This is a genomic window from Cohnella sp. OV330, assembly GCF_900112065.1.
In the GTDB taxonomy this organism is placed as follows: Bacteria; Bacillota; Bacilli; order Paenibacillales; family Paenibacillaceae; genus Cohnella.
Map to the genome: position 1 here is coordinate 1,006,950 of NZ_FOKE01000001.1, position 19,677 is coordinate 1,026,626.

At 59.0% G+C, this 19,677-nt stretch carries 27 protein-coding genes and 1 tRNA gene; 3 read left to right on the forward strand and 25 right to left on the reverse strand.

Annotated elements, in window-relative coordinates:
• Positions 1–82 precede the first annotated feature (82 nt).
• From BM235_RS03760 to BM235_RS03855, 22 genes are all read right to left on the reverse strand, one after another.
• Positions 83–913 (reverse strand): hypothetical protein, encoded by an 831-nt coding sequence (locus BM235_RS03760; RefSeq protein ID WP_090109431.1) that lies wholly within the window; start codon positions 911–913, stop codon positions 83–85.
• Between the two features lie 119 nt (positions 914–1,032).
• The gene (locus BM235_RS03765) at positions 1,033–2,115 is read right to left on the reverse strand and encodes an AI-2E family transporter (protein ID WP_090109432.1); all 1,083 of its coding nucleotides are present in this window, start codon (positions 2,113–2,115) and stop codon (positions 1,033–1,035) included.
• A gap of 68 nt (positions 2,116–2,183) precedes the next feature.
• Positions 2,184–2,957 (reverse strand): DUF1906 domain-containing protein, encoded by a 774-nt coding sequence (locus BM235_RS03770; RefSeq protein ID WP_090109434.1) that lies wholly within the window; start codon positions 2,955–2,957, stop codon positions 2,184–2,186.
• A gap of 52 nt (positions 2,958–3,009) precedes the next feature.
• Positions 3,010–3,435 carry a phage holin, LLH family gene (locus BM235_RS03775; protein WP_090109436.1) on the reverse strand — a complete coding sequence of 142 codons (426 nt, stop codon included), beginning with the start codon at positions 3,433–3,435 and terminating at the stop codon, positions 3,010–3,012.
• A gap of 13 nt (positions 3,436–3,448) precedes the next feature.
• Entirely contained in the window at positions 3,449–3,838 is a 390-nt protein-coding gene (locus tag BM235_RS03780; RefSeq protein ID WP_090109438.1) for a hypothetical protein, read from the reverse strand.
• Positions 3,839–3,917: 79 nt separating this feature from the next.
• Positions 3,918–4,088, reverse strand: a complete 171-nt coding sequence (locus BM235_RS31910; RefSeq protein WP_177244181.1) for a hypothetical protein — start codon at positions 4,086–4,088, stop codon at positions 3,918–3,920.
• 1 nt (position 4,089) lies between these two features.
• Positions 4,090–4,473, reverse strand: a complete 384-nt coding sequence (locus BM235_RS03785) for a hypothetical protein (RefSeq protein WP_090109440.1) — start codon at positions 4,471–4,473, stop codon at positions 4,090–4,092.
• Between the two features lie 17 nt (positions 4,474–4,490).
• Positions 4,491–6,758, reverse strand: a complete 2,268-nt coding sequence (locus BM235_RS03790; protein WP_090109442.1) for a phage tail protein — start codon at positions 6,756–6,758, stop codon at positions 4,491–4,493.
• A 20-nt stretch (positions 6,759–6,778) separates the two neighbouring features.
• Positions 6,779–7,351, reverse strand: coding sequence for a YmfQ family protein (locus tag BM235_RS03795; RefSeq protein WP_369803460.1), 573 nt, complete (start codon positions 7,349–7,351; stop codon positions 6,779–6,781).
• The gene (locus tag BM235_RS03800; protein WP_090109446.1) at positions 7,344–8,459 is read right to left on the reverse strand and encodes a baseplate J/gp47 family protein; all 1,116 of its coding nucleotides are present in this window, start codon (positions 8,457–8,459) and stop codon (positions 7,344–7,346) included. Before BM235_RS03800 ends, BM235_RS03795 begins: the two co-directional genes overlap by 8 nt.
• A complete protein-coding gene (locus BM235_RS03805; protein ID WP_090109448.1) occupies positions 8,459–8,914 on the reverse strand; it encodes a DUF2634 domain-containing protein in 456 nt (151 codons plus the stop codon). Before BM235_RS03805 ends, BM235_RS03800 begins: the two co-directional genes overlap by 1 nt.
• Positions 8,907–9,170 carry a hypothetical protein gene (locus BM235_RS03810; RefSeq protein WP_369803461.1) on the reverse strand — a complete coding sequence of 88 codons (264 nt, stop codon included), beginning with the start codon at positions 9,168–9,170 and terminating at the stop codon, positions 8,907–8,909. The genes BM235_RS03805 and BM235_RS03810 overlap by 8 nt, the downstream gene beginning before the upstream one ends.
• Positions 9,163–10,134: an XkdQ/YqbQ family protein gene (locus BM235_RS03815; protein WP_090109464.1), complete on the reverse strand. Its 972-nt coding sequence runs from the start codon at positions 10,132–10,134 to the stop codon at positions 9,163–9,165. Before BM235_RS03815 ends, BM235_RS03810 begins: the two co-directional genes overlap by 8 nt.
• Positions 10,131–10,721, reverse strand: coding sequence for a LysM peptidoglycan-binding domain-containing protein (locus BM235_RS03820; RefSeq protein WP_090109466.1), 591 nt, complete (start codon positions 10,719–10,721; stop codon positions 10,131–10,133). The genes BM235_RS03815 and BM235_RS03820 overlap by 4 nt, the downstream gene beginning before the upstream one ends.
• Positions 10,722–10,754: 33 nt before the next feature.
• Positions 10,755–12,491 carry a hypothetical protein gene (locus tag BM235_RS03825; protein WP_090109468.1) on the reverse strand — a complete coding sequence of 579 codons (1,737 nt, stop codon included), beginning with the start codon at positions 12,489–12,491 and terminating at the stop codon, positions 10,755–10,757.
• A 7-nt stretch (positions 12,492–12,498) separates the two neighbouring features.
• On the reverse strand, positions 12,499–12,642 hold the full coding sequence (locus tag BM235_RS31915; protein ID WP_177244182.1) for a hypothetical protein: 144 nt from the start codon (positions 12,640–12,642) through the stop codon (positions 12,499–12,501).
• A gap of 23 nt (positions 12,643–12,665) precedes the next feature.
• Positions 12,666–13,076: a phage tail assembly chaperone gene (locus tag BM235_RS03830; protein ID WP_090109470.1), complete on the reverse strand. Its 411-nt coding sequence runs from the start codon at positions 13,074–13,076 to the stop codon at positions 12,666–12,668.
• A gap of 14 nt (positions 13,077–13,090) precedes the next feature.
• Entirely contained in the window at positions 13,091–13,498 is a 408-nt protein-coding gene (locus BM235_RS03835; protein WP_090109472.1) for a phage tail tube protein, read from the reverse strand.
• Positions 13,499–13,516: 18 nt separating this feature from the next.
• Complete coding sequence (locus tag BM235_RS03840) at positions 13,517–14,965, reverse strand: phage tail sheath subtilisin-like domain-containing protein (RefSeq protein ID WP_090109474.1); 1,449 nt, start codon at positions 14,963–14,965, stop codon at positions 13,517–13,519.
• Positions 14,966–14,967: 2 nt separating this feature from the next.
• Positions 14,968–15,165 carry a hypothetical protein gene (locus BM235_RS03845; RefSeq protein WP_090109476.1) on the reverse strand — a complete coding sequence of 66 codons (198 nt, stop codon included), beginning with the start codon at positions 15,163–15,165 and terminating at the stop codon, positions 14,968–14,970.
• 13 nt (positions 15,166–15,178) lie between these two features.
• Positions 15,179–15,628: a hypothetical protein gene (locus tag BM235_RS03850; RefSeq protein WP_143106625.1), complete on the reverse strand. Its 450-nt coding sequence runs from the start codon at positions 15,626–15,628 to the stop codon at positions 15,179–15,181.
• Positions 15,629–15,736: 108 nt separating this feature from the next.
• Positions 15,737–16,309, reverse strand: a complete 573-nt coding sequence (locus tag BM235_RS03855; protein ID WP_090109480.1) for a sigma factor-like helix-turn-helix DNA-binding protein — start codon at positions 16,307–16,309, stop codon at positions 15,737–15,739.
• Between the two features lie 281 nt (positions 16,310–16,590).
• Between BM235_RS03855 and BM235_RS03860 the strand changes: the two genes are divergently transcribed.
• Positions 16,591–16,986, forward strand: a complete 396-nt coding sequence (locus tag BM235_RS03860) for a helix-turn-helix domain-containing protein (RefSeq protein WP_158543680.1) — start codon at positions 16,591–16,593, stop codon at positions 16,984–16,986.
• A 73-nt stretch (positions 16,987–17,059) separates the two neighbouring features.
• Complete coding sequence (locus tag BM235_RS03865; protein WP_090109484.1) at positions 17,060–17,638, forward strand: ImmA/IrrE family metallo-endopeptidase; 579 nt, start codon at positions 17,060–17,062, stop codon at positions 17,636–17,638.
• 59 nt (positions 17,639–17,697) lie between these two features.
• Here the strand turns inward: BM235_RS03865 and BM235_RS03870 are convergent, their stop codons facing one another.
• On the reverse strand, positions 17,698–18,240 hold the full coding sequence (locus tag BM235_RS03870; RefSeq protein ID WP_090109485.1) for a type 1 glutamine amidotransferase domain-containing protein: 543 nt from the start codon (positions 18,238–18,240) through the stop codon (positions 17,698–17,700).
• Between the two features lie 376 nt (positions 18,241–18,616).
• On the reverse strand, positions 18,617–18,832 hold the full coding sequence (locus BM235_RS03875) for a hypothetical protein (protein ID WP_090109487.1): 216 nt from the start codon (positions 18,830–18,832) through the stop codon (positions 18,617–18,619).
• Positions 18,833–19,066: 234 nt separating this feature from the next.
• Between BM235_RS03875 and BM235_RS03880 the strand changes: the two genes are divergently transcribed.
• Positions 19,067–19,444, forward strand: a complete 378-nt coding sequence (locus BM235_RS03880; protein ID WP_090109489.1) for a c-type cytochrome — start codon at positions 19,067–19,069, stop codon at positions 19,442–19,444.
• Positions 19,445–19,585: 141 nt separating this feature from the next.
• Here the strand turns inward: BM235_RS03880 and BM235_RS31920 are convergent.
• Positions 19,586–19,649 (reverse strand) — tRNA-Thr (locus BM235_RS31920).
• Positions 19,650–19,677: the final 28 nt, after the last annotated feature.

The following is a 19,677-nucleotide window of genomic DNA, read 5'->3' on the forward strand; positions in this document are numbered from 1 at the left end:
GGACTACCTCTCCTCTAACTGCGACCTTCCTCCAAAAAAAGCGCAGCCCTGGAACCGACTCGTTCCGGGGCTGCGCTTTTCATCACGCTAACGACCGCTTAATTTCCTGCCAGTTCAGCTTGCCGGCGCTTAGCTTGCCTTCCCACCATTTCCCGTCGGGCAAGCTATAATACAGCACCTCGCTCCGTCCGTCCCCGTCCGTATCCCACACCCGGAGGAAACGCGCGTCAGGCTTCGCGCCGACCACGCCGTTTTCCCCGATAAGCCGCCATTTCAGAGGAAGGAACTTTCCTCGCGTCGAGCTCCCTTCTGGAACACGGCCCAGCCACCAGCGTCCGCTCTCCGGCACGTACCGGAGCATCTCCTCCGTCTCGGCCGAATCGGCCCGTTCGCCCGCATCCGCTACGAAGCGGCCTCCCCATTCCAGCATGCCTTGATTGACGCGGCCCGCCGCTTCCCAGTTGCGGTACCACCCGTCGATCATGCCGTGGATGTTGTAGAACAACGTGTTGCGCGGGGCGACGTCGAAGTCGTTGAGATCAGGCTCGTTGAATACGGCCGCCGCCGTCTCGTGGATGCACCCGTGAAGGCCGGAGCCCTCGATGAACAGTCCCAGCTCGTCGGCCGTCCGAAACGTCTGCGGCTGCATAAGAATCCTTGCCTCCGCGGACCGATCGTAGCACGGCGCCTGCCGGATTGCTTCGGGCACGCGTTGCCAGGGCGCGACCAAGGACGAATCATAGCTTTGCCTGCCGTACCAGTCCAACGCCCTCCGGATAAATCCCCGGTGAAACTGGAGGAACTGCGAGCCGTATCCCGGACGCAGCTGCGACGGATCGTCTACGTGGTGCGCATGGTGCCAATTCATATGTTCTTCCAGCAGATCCGCCGGAAAGTTCGCTATCGTCGGCATTGCCGCCTCGCCTCCCCATGCCTGCAGCCGAATGGGCTCAGGGCATTCGCCTTCTTTGCAGTCATTGTATGCGGGAGGCTGGGCTTAAGGTGAATCCGCACGTGCGAGACGAATCCGGCCTACTCGATAATCTCGATTTTCCGAAGGCGATAGATCTGGTAGAGATGAGTCACGATCACCTTCAGCACCGCATAACCCGGCACCGCAAGGAACATGCCCAGCAATCCGAACAAACTCCCCACGATGAGCAGCACGATGATGATGGTAAGCGGGTGAATGTCCAGCTTCTTGCCCATGATCTGCGGCGACAGCAGGCGGTCCTCGATCTGCTGCGCGATGACGATGACCACGATCGTCCAGACGACCTTCCAGGGCGAGTCGATAAAGGCGACGATGACGCTCGGCACCGAACCGATGAGCACGCCGACGTACGGAATGACATTGAGAAACGTGAAGACGATCGCGAGCAGCAACGCGTACTTGAGCCCGATGATCAGATAGCCGGTCAGCATCATGATCCCGAGGCAGATGCTCACCAAAATCTTGCCTTGTATGTAGGCGCTGAGCGCCTTGTCCATCTCTAGCATGATCGACTTGGCTTGGTCGTCGTGCCTGTCGGGCACGATCTTCACGACATAATCCGGCACCTTGTAGCCCGTCTTGAGCATATAGTACGCGATGAACGGAACCGTCGAGAGCAGCAGCACGAACTGCGAGATCCAGCCCATGATCTTGTTGAAGGCGTTGCCCGTGTTGGAGATGACGCCGTTAACCAGGTCCGGGATGCGGGAAGTCAGGTCGAACTTCGGATCGTTCAGATACTTGGTCGCCCATTCGTTCTGCTGGAGCTTGTTCACCTGATCCTGCGCCAACTGGACGAGCTGCGGCACGCTGTCGATGAGACTGTCGATCTGATCGCGGATGATCGGACCGACCAGCATGATGAAGAACGTGAACAACGCAGCCAGCGCCAAGTACACGATCGCGATCGAAGTCGACTTGTTAATGCCCCGTTTCTCCAGAACGCCCACGACCGGCCGCAGCAAATAGTACATGATCGCGGACAGCAGCATCGGCAGCAGCAGTACCTCGAGCACCGTCACCAGCGGGTTAAAGATAAACCTGACCTTGGATGCCAAAAAGATAATCACCAGCACGACAATGATGCCGTAGCCGATCCTGAAATACTTGCCTTGAGGCATGCGCGCCCACCGACCTTCGAAAAGTTATAATAAGATATAACCTTCGTCGGCCGGCGGGAAACTCCTTCTTACTCGGTCGGCATGCCCGCCGCTTTGCGAACTTCGTTCGCTAGGCGATTGAACTCCGCCTTGTCCGACTTCGTCGTCGCCGCGAACCATGCGGCGGACAGGAACTTGATGATCTTTTCCGCGTCCTCCGGCTTCATCGTGATCTCCTCCTCGTCGGGCTCGGGATTCGTGCCCGGATTCTTGCTGGGATTCGTGTCCCACCAGCCCTCGTTGCCGTAGGACTCGTTCAGGTCCAGCGCGATGCCGGATACCGTCGTGTCGATCTTGTATTGGAAAATGTTCGCTTTATCACTGCGTTTGCCTCGGCTCCACGCGTATGTCTGCCAGAAATGCGCGCAAGCGCCGCGCTTCGCCATCTCTTCGACGACCGTATAAGAGCCGTAGACGCCTGTCTCATAGCCCGTTATCTGCTTGGCCGCCGCCTTCAGGTACGCTTCGATAGCGTCGAAATCCTTCGACTGTGCGTCGTAGTCTACGGCAAAGTAGATCACGGTGCCCTTCGGCTGCCCAACCGCAAGCGCCTCAGCGTAGGCCGCAGCCCCGTCGTTGCGCCCTGCGTCCGCCCCGCTCGCCGCGCGATTCGCAGTCGTCTCGTACACCGAGACGATCCGCATGCCCGCCGCCGTGATCAGCTTCGCCTCGTCCGCGGTCATCCGCTTCCAGGCGTACGAAGACGGCACCAGATAGCGCGCGGCGAATGCGTAGCCTGCGGACGCGAGCGTCTTGGCCTGCGCGGCCGTGACTGGCGTGGCTTTGTCGATGCCTTTGGCCATGGGGGTGGCTCCTTTCTTTGGAGGGTGGAGCTTCGGTCTATCAGAATATAGTTTATGAAGACGTGTCGGAAGAAGAAACGGCGGTTGTCCAAGCCGCCTCCGGATCGGGTCTTTGCTCCGAACAGGAGGCCGACGCACTTCCTGTAGCTTTGGCCGCTGTATTGTAATCAAGCACTGCCTTCTCGATCGCAGCTTTGACCGTGACCGCGTCAACCTTGAGGCCGAGGGAACGAAGCCTGCCCAGCGCATACTTCAGCGCAGTATCCAGTTTATCGGCTGCGCCGATCCGGCTCGCCTCCGCTTCGGCCAGTGCCATCCCTTCTGCCGCCAGACGGTGCAGAATCTCCCGCTCCTGAACTGTCGTTCGGGCACTGAACCAGGCCGACGCCTTCATCCGCAGCGATCCGATGACGCCCATCGCCAGCACGACCAACAGGCCCATGAGAGCCTGTACGATTTGATCGATATAGGATTGCATGATGACAAACCTCCTAGAATAGCTTGATGGCCGCGACGATCAGGCTCCCGGCTGTCAGCATAATACCAACCAGCCAGTGCCGGTCAGACTTTCGCTCGTTCTGCTCCGTTTTGAGACGCTCCGCCGACGCTCTGGATTCCGCCTCGATCCGCGCGACCAACGAAGCCGTCTCCGCTTCCAAGCGTGCATTCAGCAGCCTAATTTCGTTATCGTAATGCGACTCTATCTCTTCAAGCCGCATGCATTTTTCATCCAATCTTAAATGTGCCGACTTGGCCGACTCTAATGCCTCACCTGCCTTGTCGCGGGCGTCGAGCTGCAAGTCCAGCTTCGTTTCGACACGAGTGAGGCGCTGCAGAATCTCGGACTGAACTTCGGACTCTCTCAGCTCGACCACCTCCAATAATAAGGCCCTCGTAATGGGAGGCCGTTGTTTTATTTCCTGATAAAAGCCTCGACCGGTTAGGCCGAGGCTCGCTTTATTAGATAGTGATATCGGGACGGTTCGTCGCGATTTCCGCCTTAACCAGAGTTGCGTCGTCCGTGCTGAGGTTGTAGCTGTTTACGATATCGGGCAGTTCACGCTCACCGTCGTCGTAACGCGTGATGCAGGCATTCGCGATAATGCGGATCTTATACATAGCCATCGCCATATTAAACCCCTCCAGTAAATAGCTCGGCTAGCGCTAGCTCGATATCCGATAAGCGCTGCTTTTGTGCTTCTACTTCTGCAGATAACGACTGACGGTACACTGGCGGCGCTTCTGGATCGCTTGGATCAGGGTACGAAAAAAGCAGCGAGGGAGTCCCGTTGCTTACGTCGATCCGATATCCGTTACATGTTTTGAAGTCCTGCGCGTGATCGCCGTAAGCCAGCTCCATAATTCCGACCGTGGCAGGTACGCGATCCTGCAGCGCGGCGTACGTGGCGAAGTCCTGCGCGACCGTTGTCTCGACGACCCCGCCGGAGCGCTCGCCGGTATCCAGAATAAGATTGCCGGTCGCTTTATCGTAGTAAATCCGTCTTCCTATTTGCACGAGATTACCTCCCTCCTTTATGCGTGAGCTTCCCAGTAGACCGGCTGGCTCGTGGTAAACGACGCTGTTGGAACTCCTCCGAGAAATCCGGGACCGACCCAAACACTCCCGTAGTAAATATTGGCTGCCGTTGGCGGCGATGCAGTCTCCGAAACGTTAAAAAATGTCGGCGTCACGCTGTACCATGAGTTACTACCATAGTTATTCGCGTAGAAGTACATCGTATTAAACGACGCAGGACTCGTCCCGAAGCCTCCGTTATAGATGCCGCTTTTGACATAAACACATAGCGAACTTGTGTTATTTGTACCTAGCAAACAGCCAAACACGAGGACTCTCGGCGTAAAGTTTAGGCCTGTAACGTTGAAGTAGTAATAGGTCCCGCTCGAGTTTGTAGCAGCGACGGTCGTCGTCGTTCCACTGGCGGACGCTGGCGTCGATCCGCCTAAACCGAACACGGACTTTCCGGCTACGATGTTCGACGAGATATAATTCGGATCGTTTACGACGATCTCCGGCCATTGCCCGCCTGTACCTGGACTCCCGTCCAAATACGCGCCCTTGTTCAGCCGTACATACATATTCTGCGGTCCGACTGTGTAGTTTGCTGGCGAACCGTAATTCGGACGTACGGCGATCGTACCGGTAACCTTATTACCGTTTACGTATGCCGTTTTACCGCTAATAACGTCGCCGGCAGCAGCCGTAGCGTCCGACGTGAACGTACCCGCGACGCCGCCGACCGTTTGCCCTGCCTTGACGTTCCCGGCCGACAGGTTCGCGACAGCTACGACCGTGCCGCCGCTTGTGTACCCTGCAGGGATAGTCTGCGCGGAGGCTCCCGGCGTATAACTGAGCGAGCCGTTATTCGGCATCGACCCCGAGGTAACGCCGTCCTCCGTACCGTACGTATAACCGGATAGAACCTGCGCGGCCGCAGCGGTCCCATATTCCCCCCCTTCACCCTGTAAGATAAAAGCCGTACCGTTATAGCGAAGCGTATAGACGCCGTTCGCTACCAGCTTACCGGTCGGCAGCGCCAGTCCCTTCGACGTGATGATACTTTTAGCGCCGAGGCCGTTAACGTTAATCGTCGCCGCGCCGGTGCTTGCTACGTTGATCTGTACGGCCAGACCGAGACCTGCCGTAAGCGACGTCGGAGCCGGCGAGATCGTAACCGCGTAAGTGTTCGCAGAACCCGTCGTAGCAGCGAATGGAATATGAGAATTGTTAGCAGCGTGTGTAGTGTTGGCATCGGTGGCGAACGCGGTTGTCGCGATCTGCGTCGTGTTAGTCCCAGCCGCGGCAGTCGGCGCGACAGGAGTGCCAGTAAACGTCGGAGATGCGAGCGGAGCTTTCTCCGTGTTAAGCGCGGTAAGCGACTTCACCGGCGAGGTTCGCCAGTTCGCACCGCCTGTGATCGCTGTAATCATATTGGCAAGCCAGCCAAACAAGGTTGTCAATGATCCAGTGTCTCCGGTCGGTGCTGTCGCATCGCTAATGGTTCGGTTTCCGATGACGGTGTCCGTTGCCGTCCCCGTGCCACCGGCTCCCGATGCCAAGCCATCAAGCTTGGACTTATCTGCCGCCGACATGAACCCAGCTACCGACGTCGTTGCCGCAGCGTGGGCCGCTCCCCCGTTTCCAATATGCGCGGTCAAGCTGCTCTGGACTGCGTTTGTCTTGGTTGTCGCATCGGCCGCCGCTGTCGCGATCGCCGCATCCACCGTGTCCTTTCGCGCGATATCTGCTGCGCCGGATGGGGCAGCGACTTGGGCACGGCCGGCGTTGTCACGAACGATGGCAGTAGAAGCAGTGGCAGCAACGTCAAGCGGCGCTTGAATCGACATGAATGTCAGTGCCGTCGTCCCAAGGGTCGGAGTGCCGGTATTGCTAAGCACAAACCCCTTGCCCCTGTTCGTCGTTCCCTCCCGCACATACACCATCAGCCCCGCCGCGAGCTTCGCGGACGCATCCGCGTCCGCAGCCCGTACCCAGGCACCCGCAGCGGCAACGTAGATCCCGTTCTGGCTGCCCGTCGTTTGATCCTTGACCAGCACACGGTCGCCCGCGGCCAGTGATACGCCGTCAACCGTCTGCAAGCCGGACAGCGGCGTGTTGGTTGCCGTCGCCGCGCGAACGCTCCCGTTCGCCCCCTTCAGCGCCAAGGCCGCGTCAATCTTGTCCCAGTTGTCGTTCAACATCGTCTGGATATTGAACGTATCCGCGCCGTCCGTCGCCGGGTTCTTCTTCAGCAAGTTCAATATGCTCGTGAAAATAGCCATGCGCTAAGCCGCTCCCTTCCCTATGCATCCAAGAACGGCGCGAAGTCCGTCAGCGGATGGCTCTGCATTTGATTAATCGTCAGCCCGTTAACCTCGAAAACGGTCAAGTACCTAAACGAATACGACACGGCCAGATGAGCGGGCACGATAGCCTTCAAGGCATCCTTGATATCGTCGAGGTTAGGCGGCCGCCCGACCGTATCGACGAACCGGATCGTCACCGTGTAAAGCGACGGCTGCTGCGTGACTTCGATCGCGCCGTTGTCGAACGACTCCGCCACGCTGCGCATCAACGCGACCGTCACCGTGCCTGTGCCGCGAAGCTTGGACTTGACCAGGCTGCGCCGTTGATCCAGCGGTTTGGAAGGATCCGTCGTGATGCCAAGATCGCTCTCCCAGCGATCCAAGCCCCACGTTGCCGTGTCTACGAAAAACTGCGCCAGCGTTTCGTCCAGCGCGCGCTGGAGCAGGTCTAACTCTGTCCCCTGCGACTCCATTAGCGAACGCATGACGCGCGAAGACGAGTAGTAGCCCGGCAAATAGCCGAGCATCTCCTGTCCCCGCGCGCTCGTCATCGTTACTGCATCAGACACTGGCGTTCACCGCCCCGGGCACCGCGACCTGTCCGATCCCGACCGTTACGTTGGAGATGCCGCCATTCATGGTCAAATCCGAGAGATCTACGATGGCCGGGATGTCGAGGAGCAGACTGTTCACTTTAGAATAACGAACGACGGAATCGGCAAAGGCAAGCGACTTCAAATACGCGGTCATCGTCTCTTGGATGCCCAACGTCGCCTGCACGAGCGTCCAGCCGGCGCGGAGCGTCAGCTTAACGCCGATGACGATCGGCAGCTCGGTCGGCGCAGCCACGACCACGCTCGCTCCGATCGGCGCCTTGCCCGCTCCCGTGCCCGCCGCCCCCGGCGCGACCACATCCTGCACTGCAGCTACGATCGCCGCGGAAGCCGCGCGCTTTTCCTGGTTCAGCACATAAACCTTCACCGTGCCCGGCCCGTTCCACAGCGGCTGCACCTGCGCGCCGCCTACGCCGTCCGTCTCGAGCGCCCACTGCAGATAATCCGCCCGATTGCCGCTCGTGCCCGGATTGCGTACCTTAAGCAGGTAGCGCTCCAGCAGCGACGCGTCGCTCTCGGTCTCGGCGCCGCCGCTCATCGCCGCGGCATTTGCGATGCCCGTCACGCCAGGCACGGGTTCGACCAGCACCGCGATCGCCCCGGCCGCGATATTACCCGAAGCTCCAGCCTCGGCGGCCATGACGCTTGCTTCGATCAACCCGACGCCGCCGATCGTGACCGCCTCAACTGTCTCAAACTCCACCGACGGCGTGGAAGTGACGGCATCCGCTGCCGTTGCCACACGAGTGCCCGCCGGCACCACGACGCCCGACGCGCCCGCGAACGTCACCTTTCCCGTCGCCCGCTCCGCCGGACGCCGCTCCACGCCATGCTCGCCGCACCTAAGATCCAGGTAAGCGCCGAACGCCGTCATCGCGAATCCGCGCCGCAGTACCTCCTGCGCCCAGCCCGCCGACAAGAACAGCTCGTACGCCGCAGGCGCGAGCGCGTCCCAAATATACGAGCCTTCGGCCTTGTCTACATCCGCCGGAATCCCGCCCAGCATGCGCGCCAGAATGCTCTCTTCCTTTTGCTCCGTCAAATAATCCGGCAGTGCCACCATCACAAACTCACCACGCTTCCCTCAATCGTTCCCGCTTCTTCCCGCACGCTGGTCACCGAGCAGACGAAGCTGCATGCGTCGCCTTGCCACGCAAAAGTAAATCCTCCGACCCGCGCGGTCCGCGGATCGGCCAGCAGCGTCTCCGACGCGATGCGCGCGATCTCGCTCTCCACGGCCGCACGGGAGAGACCGAGCCCGATGAGCGACTCGAACTCTTGCCCGTAAAGCCGAGAATAGACGAGATGGCGGTACCGCTCCGTCGCGAGCGCTTTGCGGCACCATTCGAGCCAGGCGTCCGTATCCTGCGACCCCGCGATTTTCCCCGTGGGTGTCAATACGAACTCTCCCGCATCAAAATCGAACCGCCAACTTCGACCGAACGACGCGCCCGAAGCCTCCGGCGCGTCCGGCAGAACTTCCGCGCCGATCGTCGCCGTCGGAAATAAATCAGCCACCCGCGTTCACCACCTTGCATACGACGACGGCCTGGCTGCCGCCGGCAACCGGCAGCGCGAGCACCCGGTCTCCCGGCATCAGCTGCAAGCCCTCCGCCTGCAAATAATCCGGCATCTCATATTTAAAAGAGTCCAGCTTCAAGCCGGCCCCCGTCATCGTCCCCAGTTCGGCGGGCACGCCTGCGACTTGCTTGGCCGCCACTCGGTTCATGCGGCTCTCCAGCGCGGCGGCCAGCTGTTTGTAAGGATCAGCCACAATAATCCCTCCTCACCTTGGCTTCGCGAGCCAGCTCCAGCTGCATATGTCCCGGCTCGCCCAGCTGATGCCGGACGGACGTCACGAACAGCCGCTGCCCGTCCAGCTCGACCAGATCGCCTGCCCGAATTAGGTTGATATCGAGCGCCGTTACCGACATCGTTTCCTGCAACCCAAGTAACAACGGCTCCGCCGCCTTGCGCGCCTGGGTGGGCGTCTCGATCGCGCAGTCTTGCAGCACCTTCTGCAGCGTGCCGTACTTGTCGATCTCGCCTTTGACGATCGCCAGCACGGGAGACAACTTCGTCTCGCTTCCCTCGCTGCCGAGCACCTTCACCTGCGTGACGGCCCCCTCGAGCGTCCGTTTCTGACTGACCGACTCCAGCGACTCCAACTGCCACACCTTGTCATTGCCGCCCAACTTAACGAGCGTCAGCCCATTTGGCGTCATGCGCGGACGATACAGCTCCCCGCCCTTGCTCGCCGTCTCTTTCAGATCCTCGAGGATCATGCTGAAAATCGACTGGCTTCGCTTCACGCTGCGCTTGAGCTTGATGTTCGTGTCCGGCAGCGCTGCGAGCGGAATATTCCAGCCTGCCGCATAGGATGCGAGCCGCTCCGCCGCCGTCTGGCCGTCCGGCATTAGCCGTTCGTCCTCGGATTTGGACAGGTACAGCGTCCTGTCGTAAGCCGTGACGTTCAGATGTTTGCCGTTGCCCGCCGAACGCTCGCTCTCGCACTCCCACACGAGCGCCGGATGAAGCAGATAGGCCATTCCCGTCGAACCGTAAGGCACGCCGGAAATGCGAATCTCTTGACCGGGGGCGATAGCCGGCAGACCTGGTCGGACTGTCAGGCGAATATTCGCCCGGTAAGCGATCTCCTCCAACGAATCTTCCAGCGCGATCTCTTCCGCCAGGTCGCCCAAATAATACTTGCCATCCAAAACCACCTCGTAACTCAAGGCATCACCAGCTTCTGTCCCGGTTGGATCAAGTTCGGGTCGCTGCCGATCAGCGCTTTGTTTTTAGCGTAGATCTCGTTCCATCTTGCGCTGCTGCCGAGCTCGCGCTTGGCGATCGCATACAGCGTGTCGCCTTGGCGTACCGTGTATGTTTTCGGGACCGGCTTCATATCCGTTCGGACAGTGGCGCCAGACGACGCCTTGGTCCTGACCTTCGGCTCCCGCCAGGTTCGAATCGCGATATCGAAGTAAATGTCGCCGGGCTCGCCGCCCCGCAAGCTGGTCGAGTGGGAAGAGATGTAGCCGAGTATGTTAACGCCGGCTTCCGTAATCATGAAGTGAACCGGCTGCTTGCTGACCATGTAGCTCGTGAGCAGGTTCATCGAGCCGATCGGATCCTTGTCCGCCGGGAAGAAGGAGGAGAACGAGATCTCCTTCAGCTTCTCCTCCTGCGCCACATCAACCTCGCCGAGCGAGAGGATATTGACGGTTTCGAGCTGCTTTTCGCGCCGAATCGAGACCTCTTCCGGATTGACGGGGAATTGGAAAATGTTTTTGCCGGACGCGTCTTTCAGAATAAATTCCACGCTTCTCCTCCTTCCGCCGCGCGGTCTTCTATATTAAGGCCGGTTCTCCAGCGTCTGCCGGATCGAGGCCGAAAGTCGAGTGCTGATCTGCGCCGTGATCGCGTTGTAGTCGATCTCTGTCTCCTTGACCGTCAGTTGGACGGCGCCTGCCGGGATATTGATGTTAATGGTTGGGGCTGGCGGGTTGGCAGGTTGACGAGTGGGACTCGGCTGAATGCCTGCAGTCAGAGGCAATCTTTGAGCGTTACCTGGGTTAAAAGGCGAGATAGAAGCGCCGCCGGCAACAGGTGCGCTTGGTCCGTTCAACTTACTCTTAAACCACTCCGCGATGGGTAGCAGCCCGCCGAGCAAGCCACTCTGTCCCAATGCGCCAGTGCCCGATCGCCCCAGTGTTGCGTCCACTCCGATGCCCGCTTTTGATGGCCGTTGCAAAGCAGACTTGTTTTCCGGCGGGCTTGAGGCAACCAGCACTTCATCTGAATTCGCTTCATTTTTCTTGGGCTTCTTCTTTACGAGCCCACGAACCCATTTGGAACCGCTAGAAACCCAACTTTGCACGGCTTTCCCTACTTTGCCTTCGGCAAGCTTCTCGCCTACGTAACCGCCGACCAGTCCACCCACTAATGTTCCAGCCCCTGGCACGATCGAACCCAGCGCTGCGCCAATCGCGGTTCCGGCAGCGTTGCCCGCGGCCCCACGAACCAATTTGTTGCGCTCTTCTCCGGGCTTCGCCTTCGCAATGGATGCAGCCGTAGCGATATAGCCGAGCGGTTTGATCCACTTGCCTGCTGTCATTAATAGCTTGGATCCTGCTAGCTTAGGAACTGGATTGTTCATGGACTGAGATAGGGTTTGTTGACCGACTATTGCCTGGGTTAGGGTTCGTTGACTACTTGTCCCTGAAAAGCCGCGTTTGGATGAGGAGAAACCCCGGCTCTTTTTGCTGAGTGGCAAGGAACTTTTCTCCGTGGCTGAATATGTTAGCGCAGTATTCGAAGATACGATTCCGCTGCCGGATCCGCCGCCCATCAAATTCTTCGTTCTATTAATGGCTTTTTTGCCGAATTCGATGGTGTTTTTGCCGAAATCTTTTAATCTAGTTGTGAAAGATTTGCGGGAGGTAAGGGGATTTCCCTGCGGGTCGATTAATGTTTTGCCAGGATTATTGGGATTGTTCGGAGAAGTTGGGTCATCGGTTTTCTTAAAGAGTTTTTTTAACCCTTTTCCCGTCTTTTTTAAGCCGTCCAATCCGAGATCACCTAACATACTACCGAGAGCACCGCTAATCGTATCTTTTAACATATCTTTGTAATCATCATCATCAAAAGAAAATATTCCGCCTTTTTTCTTTCCTTTTCCCTCCCCCCCAGCCACAGTTACCTTCAACTGCATCCCCTCAAGCGCCGCCTTCACCTTAGCTAGCAAAGCAGTCGGATCCAGCGCAGCCTCGAAGCTGCTGCTGAAGCTCTTTCCGGCATCGCGACCTGCGGCTTCAAAAATAGAAGGATCCAGCCCAAGGTCGACCTTGGAAGTGACAGGAACGAGCCATTGCGATTTAGTCAGCGAATCCAGACTCGCTCTTATCCGCTTGATCGGCTCGCACAAACAATCGCTCAGCCGAATCGGAATCACGACCCGCATCCGCGACAACCTGTCCACCCGCCGCTGAATGCTGTCCATGTACCGGTCGATCGTACGTAGCAGCGATACGCTTTCTTTCAACCCATCGGCATCGATAATGTAATCGTAAGGCACAGCGTTTTCCGCCATCTATCGCCTAACCTCCTCTCCCGCCGTTCTGCCCGCGCTCGGCTTCGAGCTCGAGCTCCATGCTCGCCATCAAAAAGAGCTGCTCCCCCCGGGGAAGCAGCCAGAACTGTCCGGGGCGCAGATGGTGCCGGACCCAGATGGCATGGAGCATGCCGGCCAGCGCCCCGGAGGCGATCAGTTTTTTACGTCTTCAAGCTCCGTGTTGAAGCCGGAGAGATCGAGCACGACATCGCCGAGCGCCGACAGCTCGCCCGCGAGCAGAATGCGCTTCACGACTTCTTCGGCACTGCTCGCGCTGAACTTGGCGAGCAGCTTGCCGTCGCCCCAAGCGGGCGTCACTGTAGCCGCCGCGATGAGCGATACGTTGAACAGCTCTTCGTCGAGCCGTTCGACGGTCTGGCCGCGTCTTTCTTTGCGTTCTGTGCAGCGCTCGCGGATGCCGAATACCTGCTTGCCCGTGAGCCCCCGGATCTTCACCGGGATGCCGAGCCGCTCCAGCAGCACCGTGCGTTCGGGCAGCGTATCGGCGTCGAGCAGCCGCTGCAGCACTTGTTCTTCCGTCATTTGACCGATATCGATCGTCATGCCTGTGCCTCCTCTTAATTCGCCTTGATCGGATCGAGCAGCACGTAGCCCTCGAACGTGAATGCCGTTTCCTCTGCCACTTCCTCGCCCGCTGTCCAGTTGGCCAGCTGCAGCTTGTCAGCCACGCAGTTGGTAAGCTGGATGCGCTCGAAACCGTACGCCTCCGGATCGGACAGCTTATTGATGATATTGAACTTGGCGAAGCCGCGCGCGATCATGTCGCTCGTCACCTTGTAGCCGCTCATCGTGCCGGTGCCTTTCTTGGCGCCGAGCTTGTGCTGCGTCCATTCCGAGCCGGCGAGCTTGAGCTCCCGCTTCTCCACCTCGACCGAAGCCTCCAGGTGGTTGATATTCGTCTGCCAATTGCCGTCGATGAACACTTGTCCGTAAGTGCCGAGAATCGCTCTGGTCGGATCCATCATGTGCCTTAGTCCCCCTCTTTATTGCACGATAAACGTGCCGAAAATTTGTTCGACCACATCGGTCAAGCGCGCTTCCCACTTCAAGAACACCTGGTCCGCCGCCGCGGACACGGACGTATCGATCGCGACGTCGTATCCGGTCGCCTCGATTACGCCGGCCGACGCCAGCGCGTCCAAGTACTGCTTGCAGGCGCCGATAAGCGCGAGGCGGCCCTCTTCGGTGTTGTTCACCTTGCCGATATACTGGTCCTCGGCGGTGCGCTGGAGATCGGCGTTGACGCTGTCGAGCACGCGGATCGTCCGGATCTTCTTCCAGGCCGCGTTCTGGCCGGAAGCCAAGGTTACGCGGCTGTTCACGCCGCGCAGCGCCTTGACCATGCGACCGTCGTGGACGTGGAGGAAGACGCCGCCGCGCACGGCTTGCTCCTGCTCGGTGCGGGTCCAGCGGCGCACGACATCCTGGAACGGCGAGGACGCGTACGTCGTCGACCCGTTCAGCGGCTGGCCGGCGATCAGGCCGGCGACATACGCCGCCACCTGCGCGGAGCTGTATTCGACATCGGCCAGCACCGCGCCCGTGCCGACGTTCACGATGCCTTCGTGGTTGAAGGACGCGCTGCGCTGCGCCGCTTTGCCGACGGCATCCGCCGCTTTGTCGTCCGCAAGCGAGCCGCCGAGGACGGCGATCGCGCCATGTCCCTCGCCGCGAATGCGCGCCACCCATGCGACCAGGCTGGCTTGCAGCTGAGCATCGGATACGCCGTCCAGCGCGACCGCGTTAAACGTCTGCGTCTCGAAGGCGGACAGCGCGTTCACGTAGTTCGCGTTCGCGATACCCGAGATGCCCGACGCGCCGCCCGTCAGCGCAGCCCCGGCGACCGGCGCCAGCGAGCCGTTGCCGCTCGCGATTTTGGACGCGGTCACCCATACGTTGGCCGCATCTTGGTTGACTGCGTCGACGGCCGCCTGCACGGAGCCATCGGCGAAGGTGAAGGTGCGCAGGAGCGCGCTGCCCTCGAACAGCTTGATGTCCTTCATGCCGGCATCCGCCGGATTGACCTGCACCGTCACCTTGAAATTGTTGCCTCGCGCGCCGGTCTGCTTCGCTTCGAGCTTCAATACGTCCGCCGGCGTGCCGGCCCCGTCCTTCAGCGTCTTGGACGCCTTCGCGTCCGTGCCGTCCGACAGCCGGTAGGCGAGCACCTTGCTCGCGCCGCCCAGCAGCGCGAAGCGAAGCGCCGTGTATGCCGTAGCGCCGCCCGTCTCGTCGGCCGAATAGAGGCTTGCGACGTCGGCTTCGCTCGTCACCTCGGCGAATTGCTGTACCGGTCCCCAGTGGGCCTTGACCGGCATGATGACGACGCCTCGTTCTCCTGCTTGCACCGCGGCCGCGGCCGCCGAGCGAAATGCCATATAGAAGCCGGGCAATACCGGCAGATCCGTCCGATTCCAAGTGCCTCCAGCCATGCTCAGTTCACCTTCCTGTTCATGAAATTTTCGACGAGCGCCTTGGCGCTCTCAATGGTGAATCGTTCTCCGGCATCCGTACCGTGCAGGGCGCCTTGCACTGCCTCCGGGATGACGCCGAACAGCTCGACCGCATAGGCGATCAGCTCATCCTTGCCGTAAATCGCGACCGTGTCGTCGCCTTGCTTTTTCCCCGCCATTTGCCGGCCACCTCTATCCTTCATTTTGTTGAAACGCGACTTCCCGCATCAGCGGCGCCGTCTCCGACGGTCGACGGTTCTTCCGGCTCAGCGTCAAGCCGAGCTGCCCGGTCGCGATCGCATCCGCCTTGAGGTCGGCAACGGCCTCGCCGACGAGCAGATAACGCTGCTGCGCCGCATCGAGCGGCAGCTTGACCGCAGCGCTCAGCGCGCTCGTCAGCCTTGCGACCGTGTCCGCTTCTTCCGCAGGATCCCGGCCAAGCACATGCCCGGAATAGCGCCGCAGTTCCTCGCCGAAGGCCGCGTTGCCGGTTTTCGTCTCGACGCCTGCAAGCCGCCACAATACGGCAGGCCGCTCATAATCGGCGGGCCACGCATGCTTGTACACTTGCCACTCGACAGCGTCAAGCGCCTGCACCGTCCAGCTCGCGAGCGCCTGCATCCAGCCTCCGTCTCCGTTCACCGAAGCTCCCACTCCTTCATGCCGCCGCGCCGAAGCGTCCTGCCGCATCCTTCTTTTACAAGAACACATGTTCGCATTCTCATCTATAGGTGGCGATCGTACGACAAGCTATCCGACGCTGCTCCCGCCGCCTTCCCGCAGGTTCGCCTCGATCTTGCGCCTCGCCCTTAGCAGGTACGTGCCGGCGCTCGACTTGCTGATCTTCAGCACGTCCGCCACCTCGGCGAGCGTGAAGCCCTCCGCTTGAGACAGCCTGTAGCAGTCGCGCTCCCTTTCCGTCAAACCGCAGAGCGCGCGTTCGAGCGCCAAGCTTGGCGTCTCGCATCCGCCCGACACATCCGACGACGCATACTCGCGCCTCTCCTCCAGAACGGCCGACAGGACCGAAGGGTCGGTCGGAATCTCCCGCTGGTAACCCGCCCGCCGCTCAATGCCCCTGCGGTTGCCCGGCATGCGCCCGGTCTCCAGCCAGTCGATAATATAGGAGCAGCTCGCGATCATCTCGATGACCAGCCGACGCTGCCTGTCCAATTCGAACCAGGCTTTTCCCTGAGCGTCCGATTGTCTTGCTTGAAGTTCTAGCGCTCCCATTCGCTGCGTGAGCTTGTCCGCCGCGATCATCAATAGACGGCGCGTATGGCGATAGCTTTCCGGCGTTGCTTGATCCGTTATATCGTTCATTGTAAACACCCCACTTTGCCAAAATGGCAAATCATTAACTCAAAAAGGCCTTTACCGCCACATGCCAACGTATTTTCTTATTGTTTCTTTCACGCTCAAAAAGCTAGGAACCCATCAACAAAACAGGAACATAAGTTCGTATAATTTGTCGTGCATCCATCATATATTACCAATACGGCAACTGTCAATTCCTTTTTTAATGGATTAATGGAAATAAATTTGCCATAACGGAAAAGCAGTGTTAAACTAAAGGGAACTTCTTACCGGAGGGAAAGATGGTCATGACGTTGGGAAGCCGGCTCAGAGAACGGCGCGAGCGTCTCGGCAAGACGCAGTTGACCGCCGCTAGGGATCTGGGGATCAGCAATGTCCAGCTATCGCGCTACGAATCCGACGACCGCAAGCCCGAGCCCGACCTGCTTGGCCGCTTCGCCGAGTATTACAAGACGACCGCCGATTATCTCCTCGGTCTTACGAACGATTCGACGCTCGAAGGACCGACGGCCACCGCTTCGGAAGCGGCGGCATTCGAGGAATTCATGCGCAACCCGGAGCACGGGGTGTTCTTCAAAGATTACCTGGATGCGCCCGAAGCCCGGCAGGAGGAGATGCTTCGTTTTTGGACGTTTATCAGGGAGCAGGAACGTCTCCGCAAAGCGGATCGCGATAAAGAATAGCCAAAGCCGCGCCTTCGGGCGTTTCTTTTTCGCCGCTTTACCGAACATACATTCTCATTCCGAGGTGCCATTGATGCTCCAATATTATCAACCGACGCCGTTCGAACAGTGGATCGAGGCGCTATGGCTCAGGGCCGGGATCTTGACGCCCGATCAGTTGACCATTGAGGAAGTGTCCGACCGGTTGGACGTATGGGTTCATTATATGAGCGAATCCAGCAAAGCGCTCGAGTGGATGGGGATACGGTCGGTGCTCATCGATCTGCGTCTAACGGCAGAGCGCCAATGGGAGGATTATTTGCACGAGCTATGCCACATTCTCCGGCACGCAGGCAATCAGACGGTGATGCCCCGGTCTTTTTTGGAGCATCAGGAGGCCGAGGCGAAGCGGTTCGTCCTTTATGCTTCGATGCCCTTTTCGATGATCAAGGATATGAAGCTTCCTGCCGTTCGCGGCGAGGCGGTGCAGCAGCTGGCCAGCCGATTCGGCGTCACCTGCGAGCTGGCGGACGTTAGGCTCGACCAGTTTCAGCGGCGGGCGTTCGAAGCCGTCCTGTGGGAGGAGATCGGCAGATTGAACCGGGAATCGTCCGAGGAGGGAGCCCTCGAAAAAAAACAATCTTCGGTTCCAGGCGACGAGCCGCCTATTTAACGCCAAAAAGGATGCTGACGGCAACGCTGCCGCGCATCCTTTAATCTCAAACAAAAGGCTCAGTAGGCCGACACGCCGAGCTTCGCGATCGTCTCTCGGATGAACGCGGGCTCGTCCTCGGGCTTGCGGGAGGTGATCAGATTCCCGTCCACGACGACTTCCTGGTCCACGAACTTGCCGCCGGCCGCTTCGACCTCGCCTTGGATAGAAGCGGTCGCGGTGAGCGTCTTGCCCTTCAACAAGCCAGCCTTCGCGAGCACCTGCGGACCGTGACAAATTGCGGCGATCGGAATGCCCGCTTTGTCGGCTTCGCCGATGAACGCGATGACGGCAGGGTCTTCGCGCAGTTTAGACGGCGAGCTTCCGCCGGGAATGACGACCGCTTCGTAATCTCCGGCTTTGGCTTCCCCTGCCGCCAAGTGGGACGTGTACGTCACCGTCCCCTTCTTTCCTTTCAGCTCCTTGCCCTTTTCCCTGCTGATGATGTCGATATCGTTGCCGTTTTCGACCAGCGCGTCGTATGGATTTTTCATTTCCGAATCCTCGTAGCCTTCCTCCAGCAAAAACGCGACCTTCCGGAGACCTTGCTTAACGGTTGCCATATCGAATCACCTCTTGTTCATTTTGTATGTACGGAAGCAGAACGCGGCTTGCGTTGCCGCGTTCTGCTCCATGACTTCTATAAGAATGGTCATCCTCGACAACAACAATTCGTTCGTTCGCTTCGCGCGGGTGCCGGGAACACTTCAGACGGTTGCCCCATTGGTAAGCCCTGCCTCATTCGAACCGAGGATTTGTTGCGGGCTGTGGCGGTGACCTGAGCAAGCGTCAACTCGAACCCTTGGCCGTGATGCTGCGGAGCGTCAATTCAACTCCGCGATTCCGCGCTGTCCTTCCTGGTTCAACGGAATCACATCCTGTCCTTAGGCGATAGCAAGTTTGCCATGTCATTCGATCCGGAATCGCTGCCTGACAGCCTCAGCGTTCGCTCGCGAACCTGCCGTGATCGTCACGAACCTGGTTCCCGATATTCGGCTGCAGCCCGGCCCTCTGATCCCACGATGCCCTTGATTCGGCATTTGCGCGTCCCAACTCTTCGTAGTCGTGTTCACGATCCGGAGATCTTGCCCTCGCTTCTCCGCCGTGCATGTTGGCTTCGCGCCTCGTGCTGACGTCTGGATCTGCTCGTGCCATTTGAATCACTCCTTCAAGGGTGGAATGGCCTTGCTCTTATTATTACCCGCTGGTACAGGCACGAACCGGGTTTAACCGCTTTCAATCATTAAACAATTTTAATGCGCCGATAACAAAAGCTCCGTCCGTATTCTTTTTACCATTAAATACTCAAGTAGCCCGTTCGGGTCTAACTAACATTCGGAGAAACGGGTAATCTTAATCTAAAGATGCGTATAAGGAGGAAATCGAACGATGAAAAGATGGTTCATGCCCGGCTTAATTACCGCTTGCTGCTTGATCGCCATTTTGATGGTGTTTTTCTCCCTGAGAGAAAAAGAGCCGTCTGCCGGTACGCACGAGGCCGCGCCTTCCGCGTCGGCCGGCGAAGCGCCGGCCACGGTCGACGCCGAGGCGGCTACGGCCATCTACAAGAGCAATTGCCTGGCCTGCCACGGCGATCAACTGCAGGGCGGCATGGGCCCCAACCTAACGAAGGTCGGCTCGGCGATGTCCGAAGCGGACATCCACAAGCAAATCTTGAATGGCGGCGGCGGCATGCCGGCCTTCAAGGGAACGCTCACGGACGATCAGATCGCCACGCTAACCGCTTGGCTGGCAGCGAAAAAATAAGCGAAACGCGCCGTGACCCCGAGGGGTCACTTTTTTTGCCTATAAAACAGCCTTTCACACGAACATGGTTTCCATGAGCAAAAGAAAAAACAAAAAAGACGCGGCTCCGAATTCGGAAACCGCGCCGTAGTTGGCGTCTTATGGTGCTGATGAAGGGATTCGAACCCCCGACCTACGCATTACGAATGCATGGAATAACTATTCCGCTGTATTCCCATTCGATCCGGATGCTG